Annotated in this window: 25 protein-coding genes and 1 riboswitch; of the genes, 8 read left to right on the top strand and 17 right to left on the bottom strand. The window is 54.0% G+C overall.

The window, feature by feature from the left end:
- Positions 1-77: 77 nt before the first annotated feature.
- The gene (locus tag KNP95_RS12435) at positions 78-863 is read left to right on the top strand and encodes an SDR family oxidoreductase (protein WP_021065888.1); all 786 of its coding nucleotides are present in this window, start codon (positions 78-80) and stop codon (positions 861-863) included.
- A 32-nt stretch (positions 864-895) separates the two neighbouring features.
- On the opposite strand, the gene KNP95_RS12430 is transcribed toward KNP95_RS12435, so the two are convergent.
- The 12 genes from KNP95_RS12430 to KNP95_RS12375 all read right to left on the bottom strand — a co-directional run bounded on the left by KNP95_RS12430 (position 896) and on the right by KNP95_RS12375 (position 10370).
- Positions 896-1690: a GNAT family N-acetyltransferase gene (locus KNP95_RS12430; RefSeq protein WP_021065887.1), complete on the bottom strand. Its 795-nt coding sequence runs from the start codon at positions 1688-1690 to the stop codon at positions 896-898.
- Positions 1691-1757: 67 nt separating this feature from the next.
- Positions 1758-2258 (bottom strand): NUDIX hydrolase, encoded by a 501-nt coding sequence (locus tag KNP95_RS12425; protein ID WP_035385626.1) that lies wholly within the window; start codon positions 2256-2258, stop codon positions 1758-1760.
- Positions 2255-3322 carry a saccharopine dehydrogenase family protein gene (locus tag KNP95_RS12420; protein WP_214837460.1) on the bottom strand — a complete coding sequence of 356 codons (1068 nt, stop codon included), beginning with the start codon at positions 3320-3322 and terminating at the stop codon, positions 2255-2257. The genes KNP95_RS12425 and KNP95_RS12420 overlap by 4 nt, the downstream gene beginning before the upstream one ends.
- Positions 3323-3388: 66 nt before the next feature.
- Positions 3389-3859, bottom strand: coding sequence for a hypothetical protein (locus KNP95_RS12415; RefSeq protein WP_131472161.1), 471 nt, complete (start codon positions 3857-3859; stop codon positions 3389-3391).
- Positions 3860-3947: 88 nt separating this feature from the next.
- Positions 3948-4577, bottom strand: a complete 630-nt coding sequence (locus KNP95_RS12410; protein ID WP_214837457.1) for an NADPH-dependent FMN reductase — start codon at positions 4575-4577, stop codon at positions 3948-3950.
- Positions 4574-5566: a ring-cleaving dioxygenase gene (locus KNP95_RS12405; RefSeq protein WP_214837453.1), complete on the bottom strand. Its 993-nt coding sequence runs from the start codon at positions 5564-5566 to the stop codon at positions 4574-4576. Before KNP95_RS12405 ends, KNP95_RS12410 begins: the two co-directional genes overlap by 4 nt.
- 35 nt (positions 5567-5601) lie before the next feature.
- Positions 5602-6036 carry a MarR family winged helix-turn-helix transcriptional regulator gene (locus tag KNP95_RS12400; protein WP_029594465.1) on the bottom strand — a complete coding sequence of 145 codons (435 nt, stop codon included), beginning with the start codon at positions 6034-6036 and terminating at the stop codon, positions 5602-5604.
- A 131-nt stretch (positions 6037-6167) separates the two neighbouring features.
- Positions 6168-6602, bottom strand: a complete 435-nt coding sequence (locus KNP95_RS12395; RefSeq protein WP_131472155.1) for a GNAT family N-acetyltransferase — start codon at positions 6600-6602, stop codon at positions 6168-6170.
- Positions 6603-6612: 10 nt separating this feature from the next.
- Complete coding sequence (locus KNP95_RS12390; protein ID WP_214837450.1) at positions 6613-7740, bottom strand: tetratricopeptide repeat protein; 1128 nt, start codon at positions 7738-7740, stop codon at positions 6613-6615.
- Between the two features lie 49 nt (positions 7741-7789).
- Complete coding sequence (locus KNP95_RS12385; protein ID WP_029594462.1) at positions 7790-8329, bottom strand: ribonuclease FAU-1 family protein; 540 nt, start codon at positions 8327-8329, stop codon at positions 7790-7792.
- 64 nt (positions 8330-8393) lie between these two features.
- Positions 8394-9446: a DUF58 domain-containing protein gene (locus KNP95_RS12380; RefSeq protein WP_214837447.1), complete on the bottom strand. Its 1053-nt coding sequence runs from the start codon at positions 9444-9446 to the stop codon at positions 8394-8396.
- A 3-nt stretch (positions 9447-9449) separates the two neighbouring features.
- Entirely contained in the window at positions 9450-10370 is a 921-nt protein-coding gene (locus KNP95_RS12375) for an AAA family ATPase (RefSeq protein WP_214837444.1), read from the bottom strand.
- 98 nt (positions 10371-10468) lie between these two features.
- Between KNP95_RS12375 and KNP95_RS12370 the strand changes: the two genes are divergently transcribed.
- A complete protein-coding gene (locus tag KNP95_RS12370; RefSeq protein WP_214837441.1) occupies positions 10469-11161 on the top strand; it encodes a hypothetical protein in 693 nt (230 codons plus the stop codon).
- A gap of 92 nt (positions 11162-11253) precedes the next feature.
- Positions 11254-12000, top strand: a complete 747-nt coding sequence (locus tag KNP95_RS12365; RefSeq protein WP_214837438.1) for a hypothetical protein — start codon at positions 11254-11256, stop codon at positions 11998-12000.
- A gap of 1 nt (position 12001) precedes the next feature.
- Here the strand turns inward: KNP95_RS12365 and KNP95_RS12360 are convergent, their stop codons facing one another.
- Positions 12002-12970 (bottom strand): aminoglycoside phosphotransferase family protein, encoded by a 969-nt coding sequence (locus KNP95_RS12360; RefSeq protein WP_214837435.1) that lies wholly within the window; start codon positions 12968-12970, stop codon positions 12002-12004.
- A gap of 42 nt (positions 12971-13012) precedes the next feature.
- Between KNP95_RS12360 and KNP95_RS12355 the strand changes: the two genes are divergently transcribed.
- From KNP95_RS12355 to KNP95_RS12345, 3 genes are all read left to right on the top strand, one after another.
- Positions 13013-13333: a hypothetical protein gene (locus KNP95_RS12355; RefSeq protein WP_214837432.1), complete on the top strand. Its 321-nt coding sequence runs from the start codon at positions 13013-13015 to the stop codon at positions 13331-13333.
- 24 nt (positions 13334-13357) lie between these two features.
- Positions 13358-13456: riboswitch (TPP riboswitch) on the top strand.
- Between the two features lie 65 nt (positions 13457-13521).
- A complete protein-coding gene (gene thiW / locus KNP95_RS12350) occupies positions 13522-14010 on the top strand; it encodes an energy coupling factor transporter S component ThiW (protein ID WP_214718902.1) in 489 nt (162 codons plus the stop codon).
- Positions 14011-14073: 63 nt separating this feature from the next.
- Positions 14074-14340, top strand: coding sequence for a hypothetical protein (locus tag KNP95_RS12345; RefSeq protein WP_214718900.1), 267 nt, complete (start codon positions 14074-14076; stop codon positions 14338-14340).
- Here KNP95_RS12345 and KNP95_RS12340 read toward each other — a convergent pair.
- Both KNP95_RS12340 and KNP95_RS12335 read right to left on the bottom strand, forming a co-directional pair.
- The gene (locus KNP95_RS12340; protein ID WP_214837430.1) at positions 14335-14814 is read right to left on the bottom strand and encodes a GNAT family N-acetyltransferase; all 480 of its coding nucleotides are present in this window, start codon (positions 14812-14814) and stop codon (positions 14335-14337) included. The two genes, KNP95_RS12345 and KNP95_RS12340, sit on opposite strands and share 6 nt — an antisense overlap.
- Positions 14796-15296, bottom strand: coding sequence for a YcxB family protein (locus KNP95_RS12335; protein WP_165569440.1), 501 nt, complete (start codon positions 15294-15296; stop codon positions 14796-14798). The genes KNP95_RS12340 and KNP95_RS12335 overlap by 19 nt, the downstream gene beginning before the upstream one ends.
- Before the next feature lie 93 nt (positions 15297-15389).
- Between KNP95_RS12335 and KNP95_RS12330 the strand changes: the two genes are divergently transcribed.
- Both KNP95_RS12330 and KNP95_RS12325 read left to right on the top strand, forming a co-directional pair.
- A complete protein-coding gene (locus KNP95_RS12330) occupies positions 15390-15788 on the top strand; it encodes a VOC family protein (RefSeq protein ID WP_214793647.1) in 399 nt (132 codons plus the stop codon).
- Between the two features lie 113 nt (positions 15789-15901).
- Entirely contained in the window at positions 15902-17731 is a 1830-nt protein-coding gene (locus KNP95_RS12325) for an LTA synthase family protein (RefSeq protein ID WP_214837428.1), read from the top strand.
- A 20-nt stretch (positions 17732-17751) separates the two neighbouring features.
- Here the strand turns inward: KNP95_RS12325 and KNP95_RS12320 are convergent, their stop codons facing one another.
- Both KNP95_RS12320 and KNP95_RS12315 read right to left on the bottom strand, forming a co-directional pair.
- Positions 17752-18636 carry a VOC family protein gene (locus tag KNP95_RS12320; protein ID WP_214837426.1) on the bottom strand — a complete coding sequence of 295 codons (885 nt, stop codon included), beginning with the start codon at positions 18634-18636 and terminating at the stop codon, positions 17752-17754.
- Between the two features lie 14 nt (positions 18637-18650).
- Entirely contained in the window at positions 18651-18935 is a 285-nt protein-coding gene (locus tag KNP95_RS12315; protein ID WP_029594448.1) for a putative quinol monooxygenase, read from the bottom strand.
- Between the last annotated feature and the right edge of the window lie 95 nt (positions 18936-19030).

Below are 19030 nucleotides of genomic sequence, written 5' to 3'. Positions count from 1 at the left end.
ACCTTTTTTCAGAAAACGGGCTTAGGTTTTATAGAACGGTGGAATATGAGAACAGGAAGCTGAAAGGAGCGAATTGAATGATTTCAAATACATTGTTATCGGGGAAGGTCGCCTTCATCACAGGCGCGGCATCTGGAATCGGACGTGCCACTGTCATCCGGTTCGTCCAAGCCGGGGCGAAAGTCGCCATCGTCGATTTGAACTTAGAAGACGCGGAACAACTTGCGACTCTGATTGGAGAAGAACGTGCCATCGGCATCAGTGCCGATGTGGGGAACGAAGACGAGATGAAACGAGCGTACGAGCAGACGGTTGAACGTTTCGGCCGCGTCGACATCGTCTTCGCGAACGCAGGACGAAACGGCACGATCACACCAATCGAGCACTTGTCGCTCGAAGATTGGAACGGTGTCGTCGAGACGAACTTGACGGGCACGTTCTTGACGGTGAAACATGCCATCCCTCATTTAAAAGAACGAGGCGGCAGTGTCATCATCACGTCGTCCATCAACGGAAACCGTTACTTCAAAAACTTTGGGTTCAGCGGCTATGCGACGACGAAAGCCGGCCAGACCGGATTCGCCAAAATGGCAGCGGCCGAGCTCGCCCAATTCGGCATTCGCGTCAACTCGATTTGCCCGGGGGCCATCGACACGAACATCGATGACTCGACGAATCGCGATGACGCCTTGCTCGAAGAAATCGTCATCCCGATCGAGTATCCGGAAGGAAATCAACCGTTGGCCGGGAAATCCGGCACGGCCAAACAAGTCGCGGACGTCGTATTGTTCTTCGCGAGCAACATGTCGAGTCACGTCACCGGCTCTGAGGTGTACGTCGACGGTGCCGAATCATTACTTTAACAGACAACAGGTCGCCCTGCGGGGCGACCTGTTTATTTGAGAATTGGGCTTTTCATGACGGCTTTCTGGTAAAACGGAATGAATCCTAAGCGCTCCATGTTCCGTCCCGAGGCCGTATCGACTTTCGTCGTCACGGTCACGTACTGGCAACCGGCTGCTTTTGCGGCCGCAATCCGTTCCAAGATGAGCTGTGTCTGATAGCCTCTGCCCCGATAAGCGGGAATCGTGCTCGTCAAAAACAGTTCGCCCATTCCGTCCTGGACGGCAAGAATCCCGCCGGCGACGGCCGTCTCGCCTTCGCGGACGAGAAACGCCTGGTTTTCGGGTAACGCGTAGAAGCCTTTCGCGGTATCGATCGTCTCTTGCATGACCGTCCCAGTCTCGGCAAAGCCGGCCGCGATGGCTCGAGCCCACTCGTTCACGTTATCGGCGTGCACGCGTTCGACCGCATGCTCCATATCCGGGAATACGAACGTATTCACGTCGAGCAACCACACGTCCAGGAAGTGATCGAGCGTATAGTTTCGCTCTTGGAGCAACCGAATGAGTGACATGTCCGCGAGCGGACAAACCTCGATATGTAGGCGGGACACGTTCTTGCCGCGTACCCATTTCTCCATCTGGTGCAAATCGTAAAAACTGGTCGGTCGATTCAAACCGAAGCCGACCGCAAAACTCGTATTGCCCATCCGAAAGACGTGGCCTTTGTTTTCGACAATCAATTCCGAACCTTCATAGGGAGGGGACTGTTTCCGATGCCGAATATAGGCAGACGTCCCTTCCGCTTTGATGCGTTCGATCCGCCTGGCTAGTTCTAAGCGTCTCATCTCGTTCCCTCCCCACTAATCTCCCCTGAGTTTACCACACTTCGATTGCGAACAGATTGTGATTCCGTTACAAGGCGAGACGCAAGTCTGACTCAAATCGAAGTAACCGTTCCCGGACAGATGGGACGAGATCATCCAGGGCCATCAATTCTGACCAATCGACGAGACGAACCGCTACGACTTCGTCTTCCTGAAGCACCAAGTCATCAAGTTGCAACGGAGTATCGGTTTGATAGCGATACAGGTCTAGAAAATATGTCTCGCGGCGTAACGTCGCCACCCACTCCAACTGGTCAGGTTCGATCCAGAGACCAATCTCTTCACCAAGTTCACGAATGGCACCGTCACGGCTCGTTTCACCGGCAAGAACGGAACCACCCGTCCCTTCCCAAAGAAGTGGGTGCGTCTTGCCTGGATGGCGTTGCGAGAGCAACACGTTTCCGTTCACATCAAACGTGAACACCTCGATGACGGTATGATACGTGTCCACTGCTAACTGTTCGCCGCGCACGTGCGTTTTGCCGAGCGGACGCCGCTCTCCGTCGACTAAATCCCATTGCTCACTCAAAGCCGGACCTCGTCAACGACAAACGAGGATGACCCTTCAATCTCTTCGATGAAGTGTGATCCGAACAGCATCGCCGGTGTGAAGCTGCCAGGGATGACACGGCCTGAACTGACAAGTCGTGACACGACCTCAAGCGCCCCGTACACGGTAAAGGCATATGTGCTCGCCGTCTTGATGCGGACGATCACTTTACGTCCTGAGGCGTTCGTCGCTTCGCCCCAGACATACGTCGAGGAGCGTTCCCGTTCTGACTCGTCCGGTCCGCTCACATGTTCATCAACATAACGGAGCAGTTTCCCTTGCACCGCGTCGCTGCCGAGAATCGGACCGAACCAAGACAAAAGACGCGCCCCGTAAGCGTAAGCCGTAGGGACCGGGACCCACGTCGTGATGTTCGGAATGCCCGTCGTATAATAGGCGGTCGAGACGTCTCCCCATGGAATGGCGATGGCCGTTTTCTTGCCGCGTCCGAAATCGATGTGACGACGTTTCTCGCCCAGCGGAAACGGTGTCAATTCGCCATCTTTTCGTTCGGCACTGCTCGACCCTAGCCCACGGATGGCTGTTTTCAGCGTCCCGCGTGAGATACCGGCGGCGGCCGAGAAACCGAGTGCGAGATTCGTCGCGTCCGGCATCAGCTCTTTCAGCTTCCGGGCCACACAGTCGGTCGGAATCACGTCGAAGCCGACACCCGAACAGAGCAACACGCCCGCTTCTTGCGCGAGCTTAGCCCGTTTCTTCGAGTGGATGTATTCGAACACCTCGATTTCCCCGGTAATATCCAAGTAATGTGTCTTCGTGGCGAGACACGCCTCGACCATCGGCCGACTCGTATCGGCGAACGGTCCGGCACAGTGTAACACGAGGTCGATGTCTTCCAATTGGCGTGTCGCCTTATCAAGCGACAAGTTGAAGACGCGCGTCTCGCACCCGAGCTCCTCCCCGAACTTGGCGATCGCGTCCGCACGCCGACCCGCGAGCACCGGTGTCATCCCTTGTTTCACCGCTTGACGGGCAATCAGTTCGCCTGTATATCCGTTCGCCCCATAAATCATCCATTTCATCACGATTCCTCCTTCAACTCTGCAAATATGTCTTTTCTTTGTTCCCTATCCTGCCAACTTTCACCCTTATAAACGATGCATCACGTCTTGCATCACACCGCCCAAATAGACAATGCCAAAAGCCGCCACTACGACACCGACTGGGATGATGAGACTCGACCAAGCCTGTCTCGTTTCGAATCGACAGTCTTTATGCGACAAGTAGCGGTCAATCATCCAATATAAAACTGCCGCTCCTGCACCAAGCCAGAGCAAAACAAGTCCGAACCCGATATGTAAGCCAAACGAGACGAGCGGCTCGAACCGCATCGACATTCGGCGTGCCACCCAGTCGCTGAACACTGATGTCAACACCCCGTACGTGACGATGACCGGGAAACTGACTGACAAATAGGTGGCCGTCAACATGAGAAGCCCGTTCACCGTGTCCGCTATCCCTCCGCTATCCGGATATTGCGGGATGACGACCCAACATGCCAACAAGAACGAATAAACCGGGGTCGTAAGTGACGCCGCGATGATTTTTCTAGTCCACATGTCCATCCTCCTCTTCTCCTCTCACTCTACACGACCCGACTAAAAAGCGCACAAAAAAACCAGCCTCGTGAAAAGGCTGGTCGAGTCATCAGTTATTCGCAGCTTCTGCAGCTTTCGTACGGACTGTCTGCATCGCTTCTGTCCAAGGGACGAGCTGATCGAGCATGTCGTTGACCGATTGGACTTGAACGTCTTTCGGTGCGAAATGTGTCCCGTTCTCGAAGTCTGTGAAGAGCGAGAGCGCTGGGTGGACACGGACGTGAGCGACCAAGAGTTCGCTCAAGACACCACGCAAGTGTTCTGTCGCACGTGCGCCCCCGACCGAACCATATGAGACGATTCCGGCTGCTTTGTTATGCCATTCGTTGCGTAAGTAGTCGAGAGCGTTTTTGAGCGCACCTGTAATCGAGTGGTTGTATTCTTGGACGATGAAGACGAAGCCGTCCATCTCCGCGATTTTCTCAGACCATGCCGCGGCACCTGTTGCGTCGCCGCCTGGCTCGCCGAGAAGCGGGAGGCTGTAGTCTGCGATATCGATGATTTCATAGTTAGCGTCACCGCGTTTGTTCGCGATTTCTTTCACCCATTCTCCGACTTGCGGGCTGACGCGTCCTTCACGAGTAGATCCGAGTACGATTCCAATTTTCAACATGTTAGTTCCTCCTTGTGAGTTGGTTGGTTCTTCTTGTTTACCGAACAAACGATTTAAAAAGCTCATTTCATGCCCTCATATTCTTTCTCAAACGTTTTTGTACTTCTGACCGTATCAATCGGTCGAACCATCGCTTCAATCTGTTCCCGCTTCGGTTCTAAGAACGGCGGGAGTGACAATTTCTCACCGACCGTCTCATACGGTTCATCGCCCATGAACCCTGGTCCGTCCGTTGCCCATTCGAACAGGATTTGCGGCGCGACCCGTGCGTAAGACGATTCGAAGAAGAAGCGGTCGACATAGCCTGATGTCGGTAACCCGAACTGTTGCAATCGTGCCGTCCATTCATCGAGGACACTGCGGTCATCGACACGGAAAGCGACGTGATGCACGGTTCCGAACCCTTGGCGCGCGACTGGTGACGTCTCGTCATGAATGACGACGACTTGCGCCCCGTTTCCACCCTCACCTCCTTCAAAGAGATGCGCATCGCCTTCTTGTCCGATTTCTTCGAACAACATGACTTGCTCCATCACTTGTTTGAAATACGTAAAATCCGTGATGCGGATAAAGATTGGACCGAGACCCGTGATGGCGTACTCGAGCGGCACCGGGCCGTTTTGCCACGGTTCGCCTGACGCGATACCGACGTTGAACTCATCTGAGATGAGCTGGTACGCCTGCTCGTCGAAGTCGACGAACGCGAGCGTCTTCTTGCCGAACTGCTCCTGAATCCCTTCATGCTTTACGCCGAGGCGGTCGAAGCGACGTTCCCAATACGTGAGTGCCTCGTCGGTCGGGACGCGGAACGACGTCTTGGCGATTTCATTCGTCCCATGCACGCCTTTTGGGATGCCAGGGAAATCGAAGAACGTCATATCTGTTCCAGCGCTGCCTTTGTCATCGGCGAAAAATAAGTGGTACGTCTGAATGTCGTCTTGGTTGACCGTCTTTTTGACGAGGCGCATTCCGAGGACGTTCGTAAAGAAGTCATAGTTCTTCTCGGCGCTGCTCGTAATCGCCGTCACGTGGTGAATTCCTTTTACATGGTTCATTCGAATCGCTCCTTAAAATCTTGATTTCGAGATAATCAGTTAAAAATTTTTGACGCTTCGGCGCGTTTGCCGACCGTCTTCAATTGAGTAATTGTATTTGCTAAATCGAGACCGTCGAACAGCTCGTCCATTCGTTGTTCATGGGCCGGAAAGATGCGAGACATGAGTGTGCGCCCTTTTTCCGTCAGCGCCGCATACGTGACGCGCCGGTCGCTCGGACAGGCTTTGCGAATCAAGTAGCCTTTCGCTTCGAGCCGGTCGACGATGTACGTCATGCTCCCGCTCGTCAATAATACCTTTTTGCCGATCGTTTGAATCGGTTGATCGCCTTTATGATACAGCAGTTCGAGCACCGAGAACTCGGTCGGGTTCAGCCCGTACTCGGCAACCTCTTGCTTGACCACGTCTTGAATCGACTGTGAGGCCCGAAGCAACACCGTAATCGCTTTTAACGTTTGTCGTTCTTCCATGTGTTCCCCTCCTCTGCTGAGAGAAAACAATACTTTAAATTTAATTATCTTTAATTCGAGATAAATATAACACGAGAAAATAGACTGGTCAATCAATTTGTCTCAAAAAAAAGACGAGTTGCCTCGTCTTGTCACGCACGGCGAATGACCGCCATCTCCCGCCCGAAGCGATTGCCTTCATCGACAAAGCCCAAGCTTTCGTATAATCGATGCGCGCCCGTATTGTCAGGATGGTAACCGACGACGATCGGTTCGGTGCCGAGCTGTTCTACTTCTTCCAGCATAAGTTCGGTCGCTTTGCGTCCAATCCCTTTTCGTTGGTGCGCATGGTCGACCATAATGCGATACACCCAGCGCGCGTCCAACTCTTCGAGTACCGTATTGTACATGAGAAACCCGACCATCGTCTCGTCCTCGTAAATCGCATACGCCCGCAGCGTCGGTTCATACATCGCTTGCAGCAGCGAAATCGCATTCGGTTCCATATACGCTTGTTGCTCGTCACTCAGAGTGAGCTGACAGCACGTGTACCAGTTTTGTTCTGTAATCGGTTGAAGTGTGATCATCCGGTTCTCCTTAATCGTATGTCTCGTCCAAGTTACGCGCATAAAACGCGATGGCGCGACGATACCGTTTAATGCTGTCATCCGGCTCCGGGCTTGCGAGCAGTTCGAGCAACGTACCGGTCGCCTCACTGTGGCGTCCGAGATTATAATGGGTCATCGCTTGAAATACTTTGAGCGCCCCGATGTCTGGGAACTGTTCGATCGCCTTGGCGAACAACGCCTCAGCGTCCTCATAGCGGCCGAGCGCCCGATACGTGCTGCCGAGTCCGATATACGTCTCACGGAGCTCGTCTCCAGTGAGCCCGAGCCGAATCGCCCGTTCATAATGCGGGACGGCTTGACGCTCTTCGCCGAGCGAGTCATAACACGAGGCGCAATGGGCATGGAGGCGCGGATTCTTCTCGTCTTGCCGGAGCAACATCAGGAACAGCTGCTTCGCCCGTTCGAGCTCTCCGTTCTCGCGGAGACGAATCGCTTCATCGAGCCCCTTCTCTTCTGGGGTTTGGACTTCCAAGTCACTCAAGTCATCAAGCCACGCTTGCAACAATTCGTAATAGCGCCCAACATGGACGCCATCGACGAGGGCATGGTGGGCTTGGACCGAGAGCGGCATCGTCATCCGATCACCGGTCTCCGTGAATTTGCCCCAGGCGATGCGCGGCACCGTATCATGCTGTTGGTCGTGTGTCGGGTGGCTGATGCTCGTGAACGTGACCCAAGGCACGCTCGTGATGTAAAGCAGACTGTCCGGCTCATCGTCGCCGACAACGACTTCCCGTTTCGCCCCGCTCATCCGGGCCGTCACTTCTTCCATGAAGTCCGGGAACGCGTCTTTATAGGTCGCCGTGCAAAAGTTGAAGACGTCATCGTCCATCATGACGGTGAACGAGGGATGCACGACGTCGTGCTCGATGACCTCGTCGCCGCGAATGCGGTAGCGAAGCTCCGGGATGGCGTTCGCCGTCTTGACAGCACCGTACAAGAACAGTTTAAAGAACGACTGGCCGGTCCGTTTGGCGTGCGTATGTAACTTCGTCACATCAACGCTCGCCGTCACATTGAAATGTGGAGCGTCAAACGCCTTGAAGAATTCGTAGTACTTCTTGCGCGACCACGTCTCGGTATTGATGATTTTCATGATTCGTCCCCCTGTTTTTTCTTTCACTGTACCAAAGGGAACAGGTCGTTCAAAGTTTTTGCTTCAACTCGGTGTAATGCTCGTTCGCCAAGTCGAAATAGACGAAGTCCCGACGTTCAATCCGGTCGAGCGTCGCATGGAAGTCACGCCAGCCCTGCTCGACGAGCTCCGGCGTCAGTTCTCCGGCCTCCGTCGCTTCCTCGAACTCGTCCTCGTCTTTGCGGACGACGTCCCCGTTCGGGAAGATGAGGATGTCGAGCAACAAGTCGTCCATATACGGGATGCCGTCCTCGTATCCGATTGCTTCGACGATATCGATGTACCATTGAACGATGTGCCCTTCATCATTAAACATGACGGTCACACCGAACGGCTCGTCGTCCGGGAAATATTGGAGCCAGCTGTAACCGGCATCGGCGACGATGAACTCTTCTCCCTTGTGCATCTTATATTGAGGTGCGCGGACCGCATCGATTTGAAACAAGGCGACGGTCCCGGAGAAACGGTCATCATGTACCTCCATTTGCGCGTAGCGATGTTGCAAAATCCGTTCCCAGTCTCGACGATTGGCAAATTTCCGTTTTGGCATATGTCTCTCTCCTTTTGACCCAATTCATACGTAAAGAGTTCGCCAAAATCCGACATTTCCCTGTTCAATCGTACAGATTGTGTTGATTGAACGAGACGAGGTGGCTTTGCTTCAATCGTTTTCGCTCGACCATCCGCGTAAAGGCGTCTGTCGAGATGAAGCGATTCCCTGGGTGAATCGTCGCCAACTGCAGCAAGATGAAGCGTATGCCGCGCTCGCCTTCCTGAAGCGGGACATGGAGCATCGTCCCATCCTCATTGAATCGATTCAAGAACAACTCGATTTTGCAGTCCTCTTTTAACAGGCGCGATGTGACGAAGGCGGTTTGGCTGATGAGCGATTCAAAGTCGTGATGGAGCGTATAACCGGACGGACCGGTCAAATCCAAGGCGAACGTGAACGTATCGAGCGTCGTCTGTTGAAACACTTTCGACTGCAGTCGTCCGAGTTTTGCGGTCGCATACCAATCGATCTCCTTCACCGGTTCCCCTTCATACGGTTTCGACCCGATCAGTTGCAACGGATTTCGAAGCGGTGACGCCAAGTGCGGCCGGTCCCCGAGCGCTAGCCGCTTCGTCCCGACCGGTGGATGCAACAGGAGCGATGGAAGCACGGTCCACTCTGTATCGATCGGTCGTTCATACAAATACGTCCCAAGGCGAAACGGGAGCGTGACGGCGATGACGCACTCCTCGAACATGGCTGGACCGCGATACTCGGCGCGCACGATCAATTCGTGCCGGGCTCGACCGACATCGACCTCATAGTCGAGCACGTTCGGAAGGCGCTCATGCGCCGGAAAGCTGATTCCTGAGCTCGCCTTCAAGCGAACCCGTAGCGGTAGTCCGAGCCGATTCAACTCGTCCACCCCATCAACCACCAACACGAGCCGACTCTCATCTCCGACAAACAGCAATTCTTCGTATTGTGTGAACCGGAGATCGATGTGCCGCTCAAGTTGTTGCCGCGTCCGCTCGAGCATCCAAATCGCACTCGCTATAATGAAACATAGATAGCCCAACCCATAGACGTACGGGAAGAACACGAGTATGGCTCCGCTCACGAGATATACAGGGAGGAGCCGGCGCTGCAACCAGGCGTGCGTGGACAGGATCATCCGTCAGCCCTCGACCGGCACGGGCACCGTGTCCAGAATGTGCGCGACGACGTTCGCTTTCGTCGACTTGATGCCGCCTTCGAGCGTCAAGCTGATGCGATGGGCGAGCACGTACGGCGCCACGGCTTTGACGTCTTCCGGGATGACATATAGCCGGCCGGCCAAATAGGCATAGCTTTGACACGCGCGGAGCAACGCGATCGCGCCGCGCGGGCTGACCCCGACCTCGACAGACGCGTGCGCCCGGGTCGCATGGACGAGATCGAGCATATAATCGAGGACATCGTCTTGAATCGCGACTTGTCTCGTCTCGGCTTGTGCTTCTTGCAGCGAGGCGAGTGACGTCACGGCTTCGATGTGTTTGCGGGTCTCGGTCAACACTTGCAACAACAGTTCCCGCTCTTCGGCGGCGTCCGGATAGCCGACCGGAATCGAGATGAGGAACCGGTCAAGTTGCGCGTCTGGGAGCGGGAACGTCCCGGTCGATTCAATCGGGTTCTGCGTGGCGATGACAAAGAACGGTTTCGGCATCGGATACGTCTTCCCACCAATTGAGACTTGTCGTTCCTCCATCGCTTCGAGCAGCGCCGACTGGGTGCGCGGGACGGCCCGGTTGATTTCATCAATCAGGACGACGTTCGCGAAAATCGGACCTTGCCGATGGTCAAAGCCTTGCGTCTTCATATTGAAGTAGTCGGTCCCGATGACGTCGGACGGGAGCAAATCGGCCGTAAATTGGATGCGCGAGAATGACCCGTCCAAACTGCCGGCGATCGCTTTGGCGAGCAACGTCTTCCCCGTTCCAGGTACGTCCTCGAGCAAGATGTGCCCTTCGGCGAGAAGCGCCGTGCAGCAGAGCCGGACGACTTCACCTTTCCCCAAATACACTTCATTCAACTGTTTGATGACCGCTTCGATTCCCATTTCGTTCCCCTCCATTGGTAGATGTCTTATTCGAAGTTTACCTGTTTATGGTAATATAGACAATAAATAGTCTGAACATTCCGGTAAGGAGGGAAAGGATGAAGTGGTCATCTCGATTTACAGGGTTCCTTGTTATGACAGCTTGTCTCGTTGTGACATTCGTCTTCATTAGCAAGGAGACGTTCAGTTGGCTTCAAACAATCCATACACCTGCTCCAATCAGTGTGATCGAAATGGGCAAGCCAGAAGAGGCCCCACCGCAAAAAGGTGGTATTGATTTGGGTTCTACCGATGAGAAGGGAAAAGGTGGAGAACGGCAAGTGAAGGAAGACATGCTCAAATTCAAATTTGGTAGCGGGAATGGTGATGCCCCCGGCGGACTCGGCACATTGTTCGCCTTCCTCGCCGCCATCGGGTTGACCGTCTATGGCGTGCATCGATGGCTGCGTCGTCGACGGTGGGAAAGATTCACGTTCTCGTCTAGGCCGGATGCTCCGGTGCCACTGTCCCTCAACGCGGACACATCGATTGAGGCACGGACGTTCCCGATGCTCACGAATATCGAACTGAGGGATTGGCTGATCACGTTCAACGCGTCGCTCGCCCCTGAGTTAAAACTTCGGACGAATGAGACGGTCGTCGACTGGTTCGAGCGCATCGACCTGACAGATATCGATGCCTCGCTCTATCATCTGATTCGCTATGGTCCCACATCCGATCATGACATCCCGTTCGAGCAACAACAAAGGTTTCACGAGGCACTCGACCGCTACTTACAGCGACACCCCTGAACGAGAAAGTACCCAGGTTCTCACAAAGACGTAAACGTGCTACGCTCATTGATAATAGGGAAAAAATGTAACTTTCTTAGGAGGTTTGATTAATGAAACGCCTAGGCTTGCTCGGATTCAGTGTGTTCTTGCTTACCGGATGCACGGATCCAGTCGAGAAACCAATCGTCCCGGCTGATACAAACGAGCCATCGTCCGAAGAAATCACCACATGGACGCGCGAAGACTTCAAGGACGTGTTCGACCAATATGAAAAAGTCCCGCCGCTCTTGAAGGCCCTCGAGAACGATGGAATCACCCCGTTCCGCGAGACGTTCGAGCACGTCGTCATCGCCGGCGACGGCATCCATCATACATACGCCGATATCCATCCGTTCAAACTCGACGACGGCACGTACGCCACCGTCTATGAGAGTGAAAATGGAGACATCGCCAACGGTCCCGAGTCGGTCGCGCCGCTATTTTGGCAAGAAGCGTCGTTCCTTCAATTCGTCGAAGAGATTGAGAAACGAAAATACGGAACGAGTGCCCCGCCGACGGACGTCGTCTTGACACAAGACGAGTTCCAGGCGCTCTATAACCGCCACGCCTATACGTCCGCGCTCATCGTCGAGCTCGACGAATGGGGCGTACAAGTGGCGCGCGACCCGCTCGAAGATGTCATCATCGCTGGGAACGGGGTCAAGGAAGTGAAGGCCGATTTAATCGTCTTTGAAGTCGAGGGCGGTTACGCCATCGTCTACGACCAAGACGGTGAGATCTTCAAAGGGCCGGAGTCGATTGCCCCGCTGTTTTGGAACGAGACGGATTACGAAACCTTACTTCAGAAGCATGAATGACTTATCGGACGCGTCGTTTCAAGTCCCGGTACTCGAGTAACAAGTTGAGCCATTGCGCCGGCTTATCGCTCGACGCTGCCGCATTGTGCCGATATTTTGTCACGTACAGGTACCACGACAAGGCCCGGTAGACGCAACCGAGCTCTTCGGCAATCAACAGGTGACGCCAAAGCACGTCTTCGGGTGCAACGCCACTCCACGCCTTCAAGTAAACCGCGCGCATCGTTTGAATCTGTTCATACCAGACGACCTCGTCCTCTTCCGGCAATAAATCGTACAATGCGTTCCAAAACACGCGCACGCCGAAAAACGGATGCGTGACCGTCGCGTCGCCCCAGTCGAGGATACACAAATCATTCGTCCGTTCCCGCCAGAAGATGTTGCCGCCGTGCAAATCACCGTGCTCGAGGCTCATCGGCATCCCGATTGCCAGCTCGTCACACATGGCAATCAATTCGTCTTGAAGCGCAAGTATGGCCTCGGCTTTGTATGGCTCAAGCCCAGCACAGAGCTCAGGCAAATACGTTTGGATTTCATCCTTCAACTTGGCCGGTCGCCGTTCCGGGAGGCCGTAAGACAAATAGGTCTCGATTTGGTCGATTTCCTGGCGCTGCAGTTGTGCGTATTGGCGCAACGCGGTTTCATATCGACTCACGTCCGGCCGTTCACGTAACGCCGCTCCGCCGATATCTCGCATGAGCAACCAGTTTCGGGCTGAATCGATGGCGATGACGTCAGGGACGACACCCGGATGCCGCTCGGCTAGAAACGCCGACAGATTGGCTTCACCGCGGCTGATGTCGGTCACCGCTTTGGCGAAGTAACGTTCCGCGTCGACCTGGCCAACAACCAAATACGTCAAATCGGTGTCTTTGACGACGTGCCATGTCGCACTCGGCACGTTTGCGTCAATCCATCGTTCGAACCGTTCACGAAACGCTCGGTCACGCCATGGAATTGCCTGACTCATCCTGTTCACCCTTTCTTTCATCATCTCCTAGGAGGAAACGATATGGACGTTGTGTATTACTCATACCCGGTCGATGCCATCTTGTATATGTATTTAGGGGCGACGGCCGTCGTCAGTGTCCTCATCGGGCTACTCGTCTGGCGTCTGTTCAAGCGCCGGGACATCGGCTTTTGGACAACGCTTGTCATCAGCTTCATCGGGCTGTCGTTCGCGCTCGTCTGGTTTCAAAACGCTTCCGTCGACGTGTTCATGGGGACACTCCCATGGTTAATCAATCTCGTCTTCTCCCTTTTGTTATACGGCCTGTTCGTCGGCACGATCTATGTCACGTTCCGACCAAGAAAGCTCGACCGCATCAAATGACGGTATGCTATACTTAACGTAATAAACGACCACTAGGGGAGCCTTCGGGCTGAGACGGCATGCGCCGGACCCTTCGAACCTGATCTGGCTCATACCAGCGTAGGGAAGTGGTGTGGGATTCGTCTGTCTTTCCACGCCACTTTTCCACTTGGAGAAGTGGCGTTTTCATTTCGAAAGGAGACTTATTCATGCGAATTCAACAACTCACTTGGATGGCGATGCTCGTCGCCATCGCCGTCATCGGTTCCCTGTTCATCTCGATTCCGACCGGTGTCGCCCGTGCTTATCCGATTCAACATATGGTGAACGTTATCGCCGCCGTCACCGTCGGACCGATCGGGGCCGTGCTCGTCGCGTTCGTGACCGGACTCGTCCGTGTCATGACCGGTACTGGATCGCTCCTCGCGTTCCCTGGTGGTATGATTGGCGCACTGCTCGCCGGTATCTTTTATATGAGGACGAACCGCGTAGCCTTCGCCGCATGTGGTGAAGTCATCGGGACTGGCCTCATCGCTTCGCTCGTCGCCGTCCCATACGCCAAGTTATTGATGGGGAGCGAGTTCGGGGCGCTGTTCTTCTTCCCAGCTTTCCTTGCCTCGAGTGTGACTGGGGCCGTGCTCGGCTGGATCGTCTTGGCTCGGGTCAAGCAATTGCGACCGCTCACGGCGAAGCGATAAATACTTCCCTCCCACCGATAGTAAATGGTAAAATCAGGATATCAGATATTAGGAGGTCATTTCTTGAATCGATTGACGCTATTATTGGCGGCCACCGCTTGCCTGTTCATGTCCGGTCTCTTGTACACGCTCGAACGCATCGCCACGTTCACCCGCTGGAATGCTCAGATTGCGACGGGCACGTTTTCCAGCGAGCCGATGTTCGTCGATGTGTTGCTTCAAAACGTGTTCATCTCGATTTTCGGAGTGGCCGCGATCGTTCTCTTTTTCAAAGCGGGCAGTGCTGTCCAAAATACATCGTCCACAAAAGCAGGGACGGCCGACTTATGACGGCTGTCCCTGTTTGACGTGATACACCCAAATCTCTTCCCCGTTTGCCTCATCAATCAAGCCGCTGTCGACAAATCCACCCTTCGCATAAAATCGTTTCGCCGGTTCGTTCGTCGGATGGAGACTGAGGATGAGGTCATCCACATCGAATCGCTCTTGAATCCACACGAGTGCCAACTGTAAAAAGCGTGACCCGATTCCTTTCCCTTGCTCTGTCACATCGATCATAAATCGATCGAGCCAGATGTAACGCTCCATCTTGTTCTCGGCCCCAATCATCATGAAGCCGACGGGATGCTCATCGCGACAAAGCGCATAGCACTGCCACGCATATTTGACATCGGTTTCCATCTCGCGAAGCGATTCGGTGTTTGTTTCGATAAAGCGAGCTTGGTCAGAAGCGACGGTCAAGGCGACAACAGCCTCCCGGTTCGTGTCATCGACAAGTTGAATCGTCAGCGTATCGGCAGCCATCGGCGCACCTCTTCCATGTCCAGTCCGCGCTTCGGCAAAATATAGGCGCTGACCGAGGAGTTGTATAGATACACATAATCGTCCTCCTCGACGACTTCCTTGATTCCTGCCCATGACACACGCGTCTCGCCGAACTCATTTAAATCGCGCAGACCAGTCTCCTCCAAATCCATCGTGTGGGGGCCAATCATGCCTTCGTTGCTGCGCTCGTCGATGAGACGCCGCGTCTGCTTCCGGACATGCCGTTCAAAGTATTTCGGATAATACAGGAACCAAAGAATACTCGCGACCCCGTATATGCCATATAGCCACCAGTCCGTCTCTTGGAGCCACGTCGCCAGCACGAAAGCAGCGCCTAAAAAGATAAGTGGTCCGATGATTCGCTGTAAGAGGATCATCCGCTTTCCTGTTTTCGAACGTTTAATATGGCTCAAGTTGAACCGGATATAGTCGTCTTCTGTCAATTCGTATTGGATTTTCATCATCATTCCCTCCTCGGTGTCCTATACGTCTCGTATGAAGAAAAGTTCCGTTCAGGACGTTGATTGGATAAACTAAAAGAAAGGAGTGACATCATGAAACAAATCCATCACATCTGTATTCAAACACCCGACTATGAGGCGTCCAAACAATTTTATGAGGCGCTCGGCTTCGAACTCGTTCAGGAGTCACCTGACTTTCATACGCGCGCGTACAACAGCTGGCTCAAACTTGGCGATTTCTATATCGAGCTTCAAACGGCAAAAGTCGACGAGACGTTGTCGCCTTATTCAAAGCACGTGGCCGGCCCGGTCCACTTCGCGCTTTATGTCGATGACCTCGAAACAGAAGTGCGGCGCCTCGAGGACCTCGGTGTAACGTTCCTACCAAAGCACGGTGGGAACATCTACTTCGTCGTTGATGGTCATTTGAGTAAATTAAAAGCCCCGGAAGGCACGATTATCGAGCTCCGGGACACGTTTGTCATCAAGTGAGGCGCTGCCTCGCTTTTTTTATTGCTAAAATCGCACACCCTCATGTTTTTCGCCGTCTTCGAACAGGTACATGACAGAGAACACACTTTGTCCGTAACGTTTGGAGGCCTTTCATGAAATATCTCGATTATTGGAGTTACTTATCGCTCTCCCTCGCCAAGCTGTTCCTATTCAGTCTGTTGACGGCGAGCGCGTTCGACCTGCGCTTTTTGTTCATCAATCTAGCGACCATCTTGATGATGACGAGTTGGGCGCTACTCATAAAACAACAGACGCGCCGCTGGATTTTGTTCGCGTCGCTGTTTCTGCACAGCACACTCCTCATCTCGGACGTCTGGTACTACCGCTATTTCGGTAACTTGCTGTCGGCCGCCCTACTGTCTGATATCGGCCAGATGGGAGACGTCGGGGGCGGCTTTCTGACACTGATTCAAGCGCCCGACTTCATCTTGTTCACGGACTTGCTCGTCTACGCGGCTGTCCTCCTCTATATGAAGCGACACCCCATCACGGAACCGAAACGTCTCGGTCGCCGTTTGGCGGTCGCCGGTTTTCTTATCGGCTTCATCGTCTTTACCGTCCCGACCGTCGTTCATTACGCCGAAACAGATCACCGGAAAAGCCCGATTTCAAATATGCGCGAGTATTATCAGCTCGGCTTTTGGGGCTATCACGGCCTCGATGCATTCCGCGGCATTCAGGACGCCCTTCATCTCGGTGGCGACCTGACAGAACGGGAGCGCAGCCAAATCGAAGCGTTAGCGACCGAACCAGTTGAGACCACAGCCGATACGAACGTCATCGTCGTCCAGCTCGAGTCGTTCCAAGCGTCCGTGATCGGTCAGACGGTCAACGGGCAGGAACTGACGCCGAATTTGAACGCGCTTCGTGATGAGATGCTGTATTTCCCGAATTTTTATCATCAGACGCACGAGGGCCGGACGTCCGATGCGGAATTTACCGTCAACGCCTCGCTCTATCCTGTCAAATCAGGTTCGGTGTATACGCAGTATGCGACGAACACGTTTGACGCCTTGCCTGAGCAGTTACGACGAGCCGGCTATGATACGGCCGCGATGCATGCGTTCGACAAGGAGTTTTGGAATCGTGCCAACTTCTATGAGCAGATTGGCTACAACCACTTCTTCCACCAAGACGATTATCCGGCCGATCCGGTCATCGGTATGGCCGTCGGCGACAAGGAGTTCCTGACGACATCGGTCGACCACTTGGACACGTTGGAAGAGCCGTTCTATTCCTTCATGGTCGCGTTGACGAGCCATACGCCGTATGAGATTCCGGACGAGGAGAAACGGTTGGATCTATCGGAATACGAGGACCCGCTCCTGCAAGACTATTACCATACCGTCCACTACACCGATGCCGCCGTCGGTCTCATGATTGAACGACTGAAAGCCAACGGAACGTGGGACGACGCCTTGGTCGTCTTTTATGGCGACCACGACAGCGGATTGACCGCTGCCGGTGACGAGATGGCTATAAAAGCAGATGCCGACTCCACGGTCGATTTGTTCCAGCTTGACCGCTCCGTCCCGTTATTCATCAAACCGGCCGGACTTGAACGAGGTCAGACGGTGAAGGTGAGCGGCGGTCAAGTCGATTTGGCCCCGACCATCCTCGATTTGCTCGGGATGACACCGACGTACATGCTTGGAAATTCGCTCCTCGACGACGAGCCCAATTTGACCGTGTTCCGGAACGGCTCGTTCCGCTACGACGACCTCTATTTCGTACCGGATTTGACGGAGCCGGTCGGCAGCGGTATGTGTTATTCGGTCGAGACCGGCGATGACTTGCCGCTTCAAGCATGCGAACCGTATATTGACGAGGCCGTCGAACAGCTCCGTTTATCCGATACGATCATCGAGAAGGACGCACTGTCCAACTTCCAACAAAACGACAAACAAGCCGCTCCGAAGTAATCGGGACGGCTTGTTTTTTGTCAGTAGACGTTTCGTAACGCGGCGATATCGATCTTTTTCATCGGCAAGAATGCCTCGGTCACTCGCGCCAACTGCTCCTTTGTACCGGTCGTCAACATCTCTTCCATCTCCCACGGCACGATTTGCCAGGAGACGCCATAACGGTCCTGGAGCCACCCGCACTGTTCCGCTTCCGGAACGGCCGACAGCTTGGCCCAATACTCATCAATTTCATCTTGCGACTCACAAAATGCAATGAGCGATTGCATCTCATTGAAGGCGAATTGATGATTCTCCGCGCTGTCCATGGCGACGAACTCGCGTCCGGACAAGACGAAGCGGGCGTAATTGAGCTTCCCTTCCAACTCTGGACCGTCTGTCGCTTCGTAACGAATCATATGGTCTTCGAGCACATAAGAATCCGGGAAGATGGAGATCCAGTCGTTCATCGCCGCCTCGGCGCGGCCGAAGACGTCCCCAACGAATAAAAAGCATGGGGTCACCGTCTGGATGTCCATCCCGCCGCTATGCATGATTTGCCAGGAGACACCGTACTTGTCTGTCAACCAGCCGTAGCGCTCACTGAAATCATACGTGTCGAGCGGCATGAGCACCTCTGCCCCCTCCACAAGCTCGTTCCACAGCGTCTCCACTTCTTCCGACGTCGGGAACGCAACCATGTATGAGATGGACGGGTTGCGCTCCTTCAGCGGACCAGCACCGAGCAGTTGAAAGAACTGTCCCGCCAGCGAGACGGTCACAATCGTCGTCTCACCTGATGGCGTATCCGTCAGTTTTGTCGTATAGTCGACGAATGAATCAGGAAATCTCGACACGTACCACTCCGCAATCGCCTCGACGTCGCCTTCGAACCAAATGCACGGGATAATCGGTTGAGTAATCATAATCCTTTCTCCTTTCAGACTTCACGCAGACGGTACACGTCACGGACGGCGAGTAGCGTCTCAGCTGCCTTTCGGTATGCTTGGTAATGTGGTGAGTTGATGTGATGGTCAAGCGCCATCTCGTCTTCGTACTTTTCATAGAACACGAACGTGCCCGGGGCATCGATTGACTCATGGAGCACATACGTCAGGCACCCCTTCTCTTGTCGCGACGGAGGAATGACCTCATCGAGCGCTTGCCGTAACTCGTCCTCTTTCCCCGGATGTGCCTTCAAAATAGCGGTGATTGTAATTGCCATATGCGATTCCTCCTCATTTTAGGACTGACGCAAAACTGTTCCCGTTTTGGAAGAGATGTATACGCAAATGGACACGCCTATTTGTAAAGGCGTGT

The organism is Exiguobacterium sp. s36 (assembly GCF_018618345.1).
Lineage (GTDB): Bacteria > Bacillota > Bacilli > Exiguobacteriales > Exiguobacteriaceae > Exiguobacterium > Exiguobacterium chiriqhucha.
This window is presented reverse-complemented; position numbering and strand designations above follow the sequence as displayed.

What these genes read in the sequence shown, in the direction of transcription:
- KNP95_RS12390 (WP_214837450.1), bottom strand. Translation starts at nt 7,740, where the DNA reads ATGAAAATCATCAATACCGAGACGTGGTCGCGCAAGAAGTACTACGAA.
- KNP95_RS12375 (WP_214837444.1), bottom strand. Translation starts at nt 10,370, where the DNA reads ATGGGAATCGAAGCGGTCATCAAACAGTTGAATGAAGTGTATTTGGGG.
- KNP95_RS12400 (WP_029594465.1), bottom strand. Translation starts at nt 6,036, where the DNA reads ATGGAAGAACGACAAACGTTAAAAGCGATTACGGTGTTGCTTCGGGCC.
- KNP95_RS12380 (WP_214837447.1), bottom strand. Translation starts at nt 9,446, where the DNA reads ATGATCCTGTCCACGCACGCCTGGTTGCAGCGCCGGCTCCTCCCTGTA.
- KNP95_RS12330 (WP_214793647.1), top strand. Translation starts at nt 15,390, where the DNA reads ATGAAACAAATCCATCACATCTGTATTCAAACACCCGACTATGAGGCG.
- KNP95_RS12420 (WP_214837460.1), bottom strand. Translation starts at nt 3,322, where the DNA reads ATGAAATGGATGATTTATGGGGCGAACGGATATACAGGCGAACTGATT.
- thiW (WP_214718902.1), top strand. Translation starts at nt 13,522, where the DNA reads ATGCGAATTCAACAACTCACTTGGATGGCGATGCTCGTCGCCATCGCC.
- KNP95_RS12435 (WP_021065888.1), top strand. Translation starts at nt 78, where the DNA reads ATGATTTCAAATACATTGTTATCGGGGAAGGTCGCCTTCATCACAGGC.
- KNP95_RS12315 (WP_029594448.1), bottom strand. Translation starts at nt 18,935, where the DNA reads ATGGCAATTACAATCACCGCTATTTTGAAGGCACATCCGGGGAAAGAG.
- KNP95_RS12410 (WP_214837457.1), bottom strand. Translation starts at nt 4,577, where the DNA reads ATGAGCTTTTTAAATCGTTTGTTCGGTAAACAAGAAGAACCAACCAAC.
- KNP95_RS12405 (WP_214837453.1), bottom strand. Translation starts at nt 5,566, where the DNA reads ATGAACCATGTAAAAGGAATTCACCACGTGACGGCGATTACGAGCAGC.
- KNP95_RS12335 (WP_165569440.1), bottom strand. Translation starts at nt 15,296, where the DNA reads ATGAAAATCCAATACGAATTGACAGAAGACGACTATATCCGGTTCAAC.
- KNP95_RS12320 (WP_214837426.1), bottom strand. Translation starts at nt 18,636, where the DNA reads ATGATTACTCAACCGATTATCCCGTGCATTTGGTTCGAAGGCGACGTC.
- KNP95_RS12430 (WP_021065887.1), bottom strand. Translation starts at nt 1,690, where the DNA reads ATGAGACGCTTAGAACTAGCCAGGCGGATCGAACGCATCAAAGCGGAA.
- KNP95_RS12415 (WP_131472161.1), bottom strand. Translation starts at nt 3,859, where the DNA reads ATGTGGACTAGAAAAATCATCGCGGCGTCACTTACGACCCCGGTTTAT.
- KNP95_RS12355 (WP_214837432.1), top strand. Translation starts at nt 13,013, where the DNA reads ATGGACGTTGTGTATTACTCATACCCGGTCGATGCCATCTTGTATATG.
- KNP95_RS12340 (WP_214837430.1), bottom strand. Translation starts at nt 14,814, where the DNA reads ATGGCTGCCGATACGCTGACGATTCAACTTGTCGATGACACGAACCGG.
- KNP95_RS12395 (WP_131472155.1), bottom strand. Translation starts at nt 6,602, where the DNA reads ATGATCACACTTCAACCGATTACAGAACAAAACTGGTACACGTGCTGT.
- KNP95_RS12325 (WP_214837428.1), top strand. Translation starts at nt 15,902, where the DNA reads ATGAAATATCTCGATTATTGGAGTTACTTATCGCTCTCCCTCGCCAAG.
- KNP95_RS12385 (WP_029594462.1), bottom strand. Translation starts at nt 8,329, where the DNA reads ATGCCAAAACGGAAATTTGCCAATCGTCGAGACTGGGAACGGATTTTG.
- KNP95_RS12360 (WP_214837435.1), bottom strand. Translation starts at nt 12,970, where the DNA reads ATGAGTCAGGCAATTCCATGGCGTGACCGAGCGTTTCGTGAACGGTTC.
- KNP95_RS12365 (WP_214837438.1), top strand. Translation starts at nt 11,254, where the DNA reads ATGAAACGCCTAGGCTTGCTCGGATTCAGTGTGTTCTTGCTTACCGGA.
- KNP95_RS12370 (WP_214837441.1), top strand. Translation starts at nt 10,469, where the DNA reads ATGAAGTGGTCATCTCGATTTACAGGGTTCCTTGTTATGACAGCTTGT.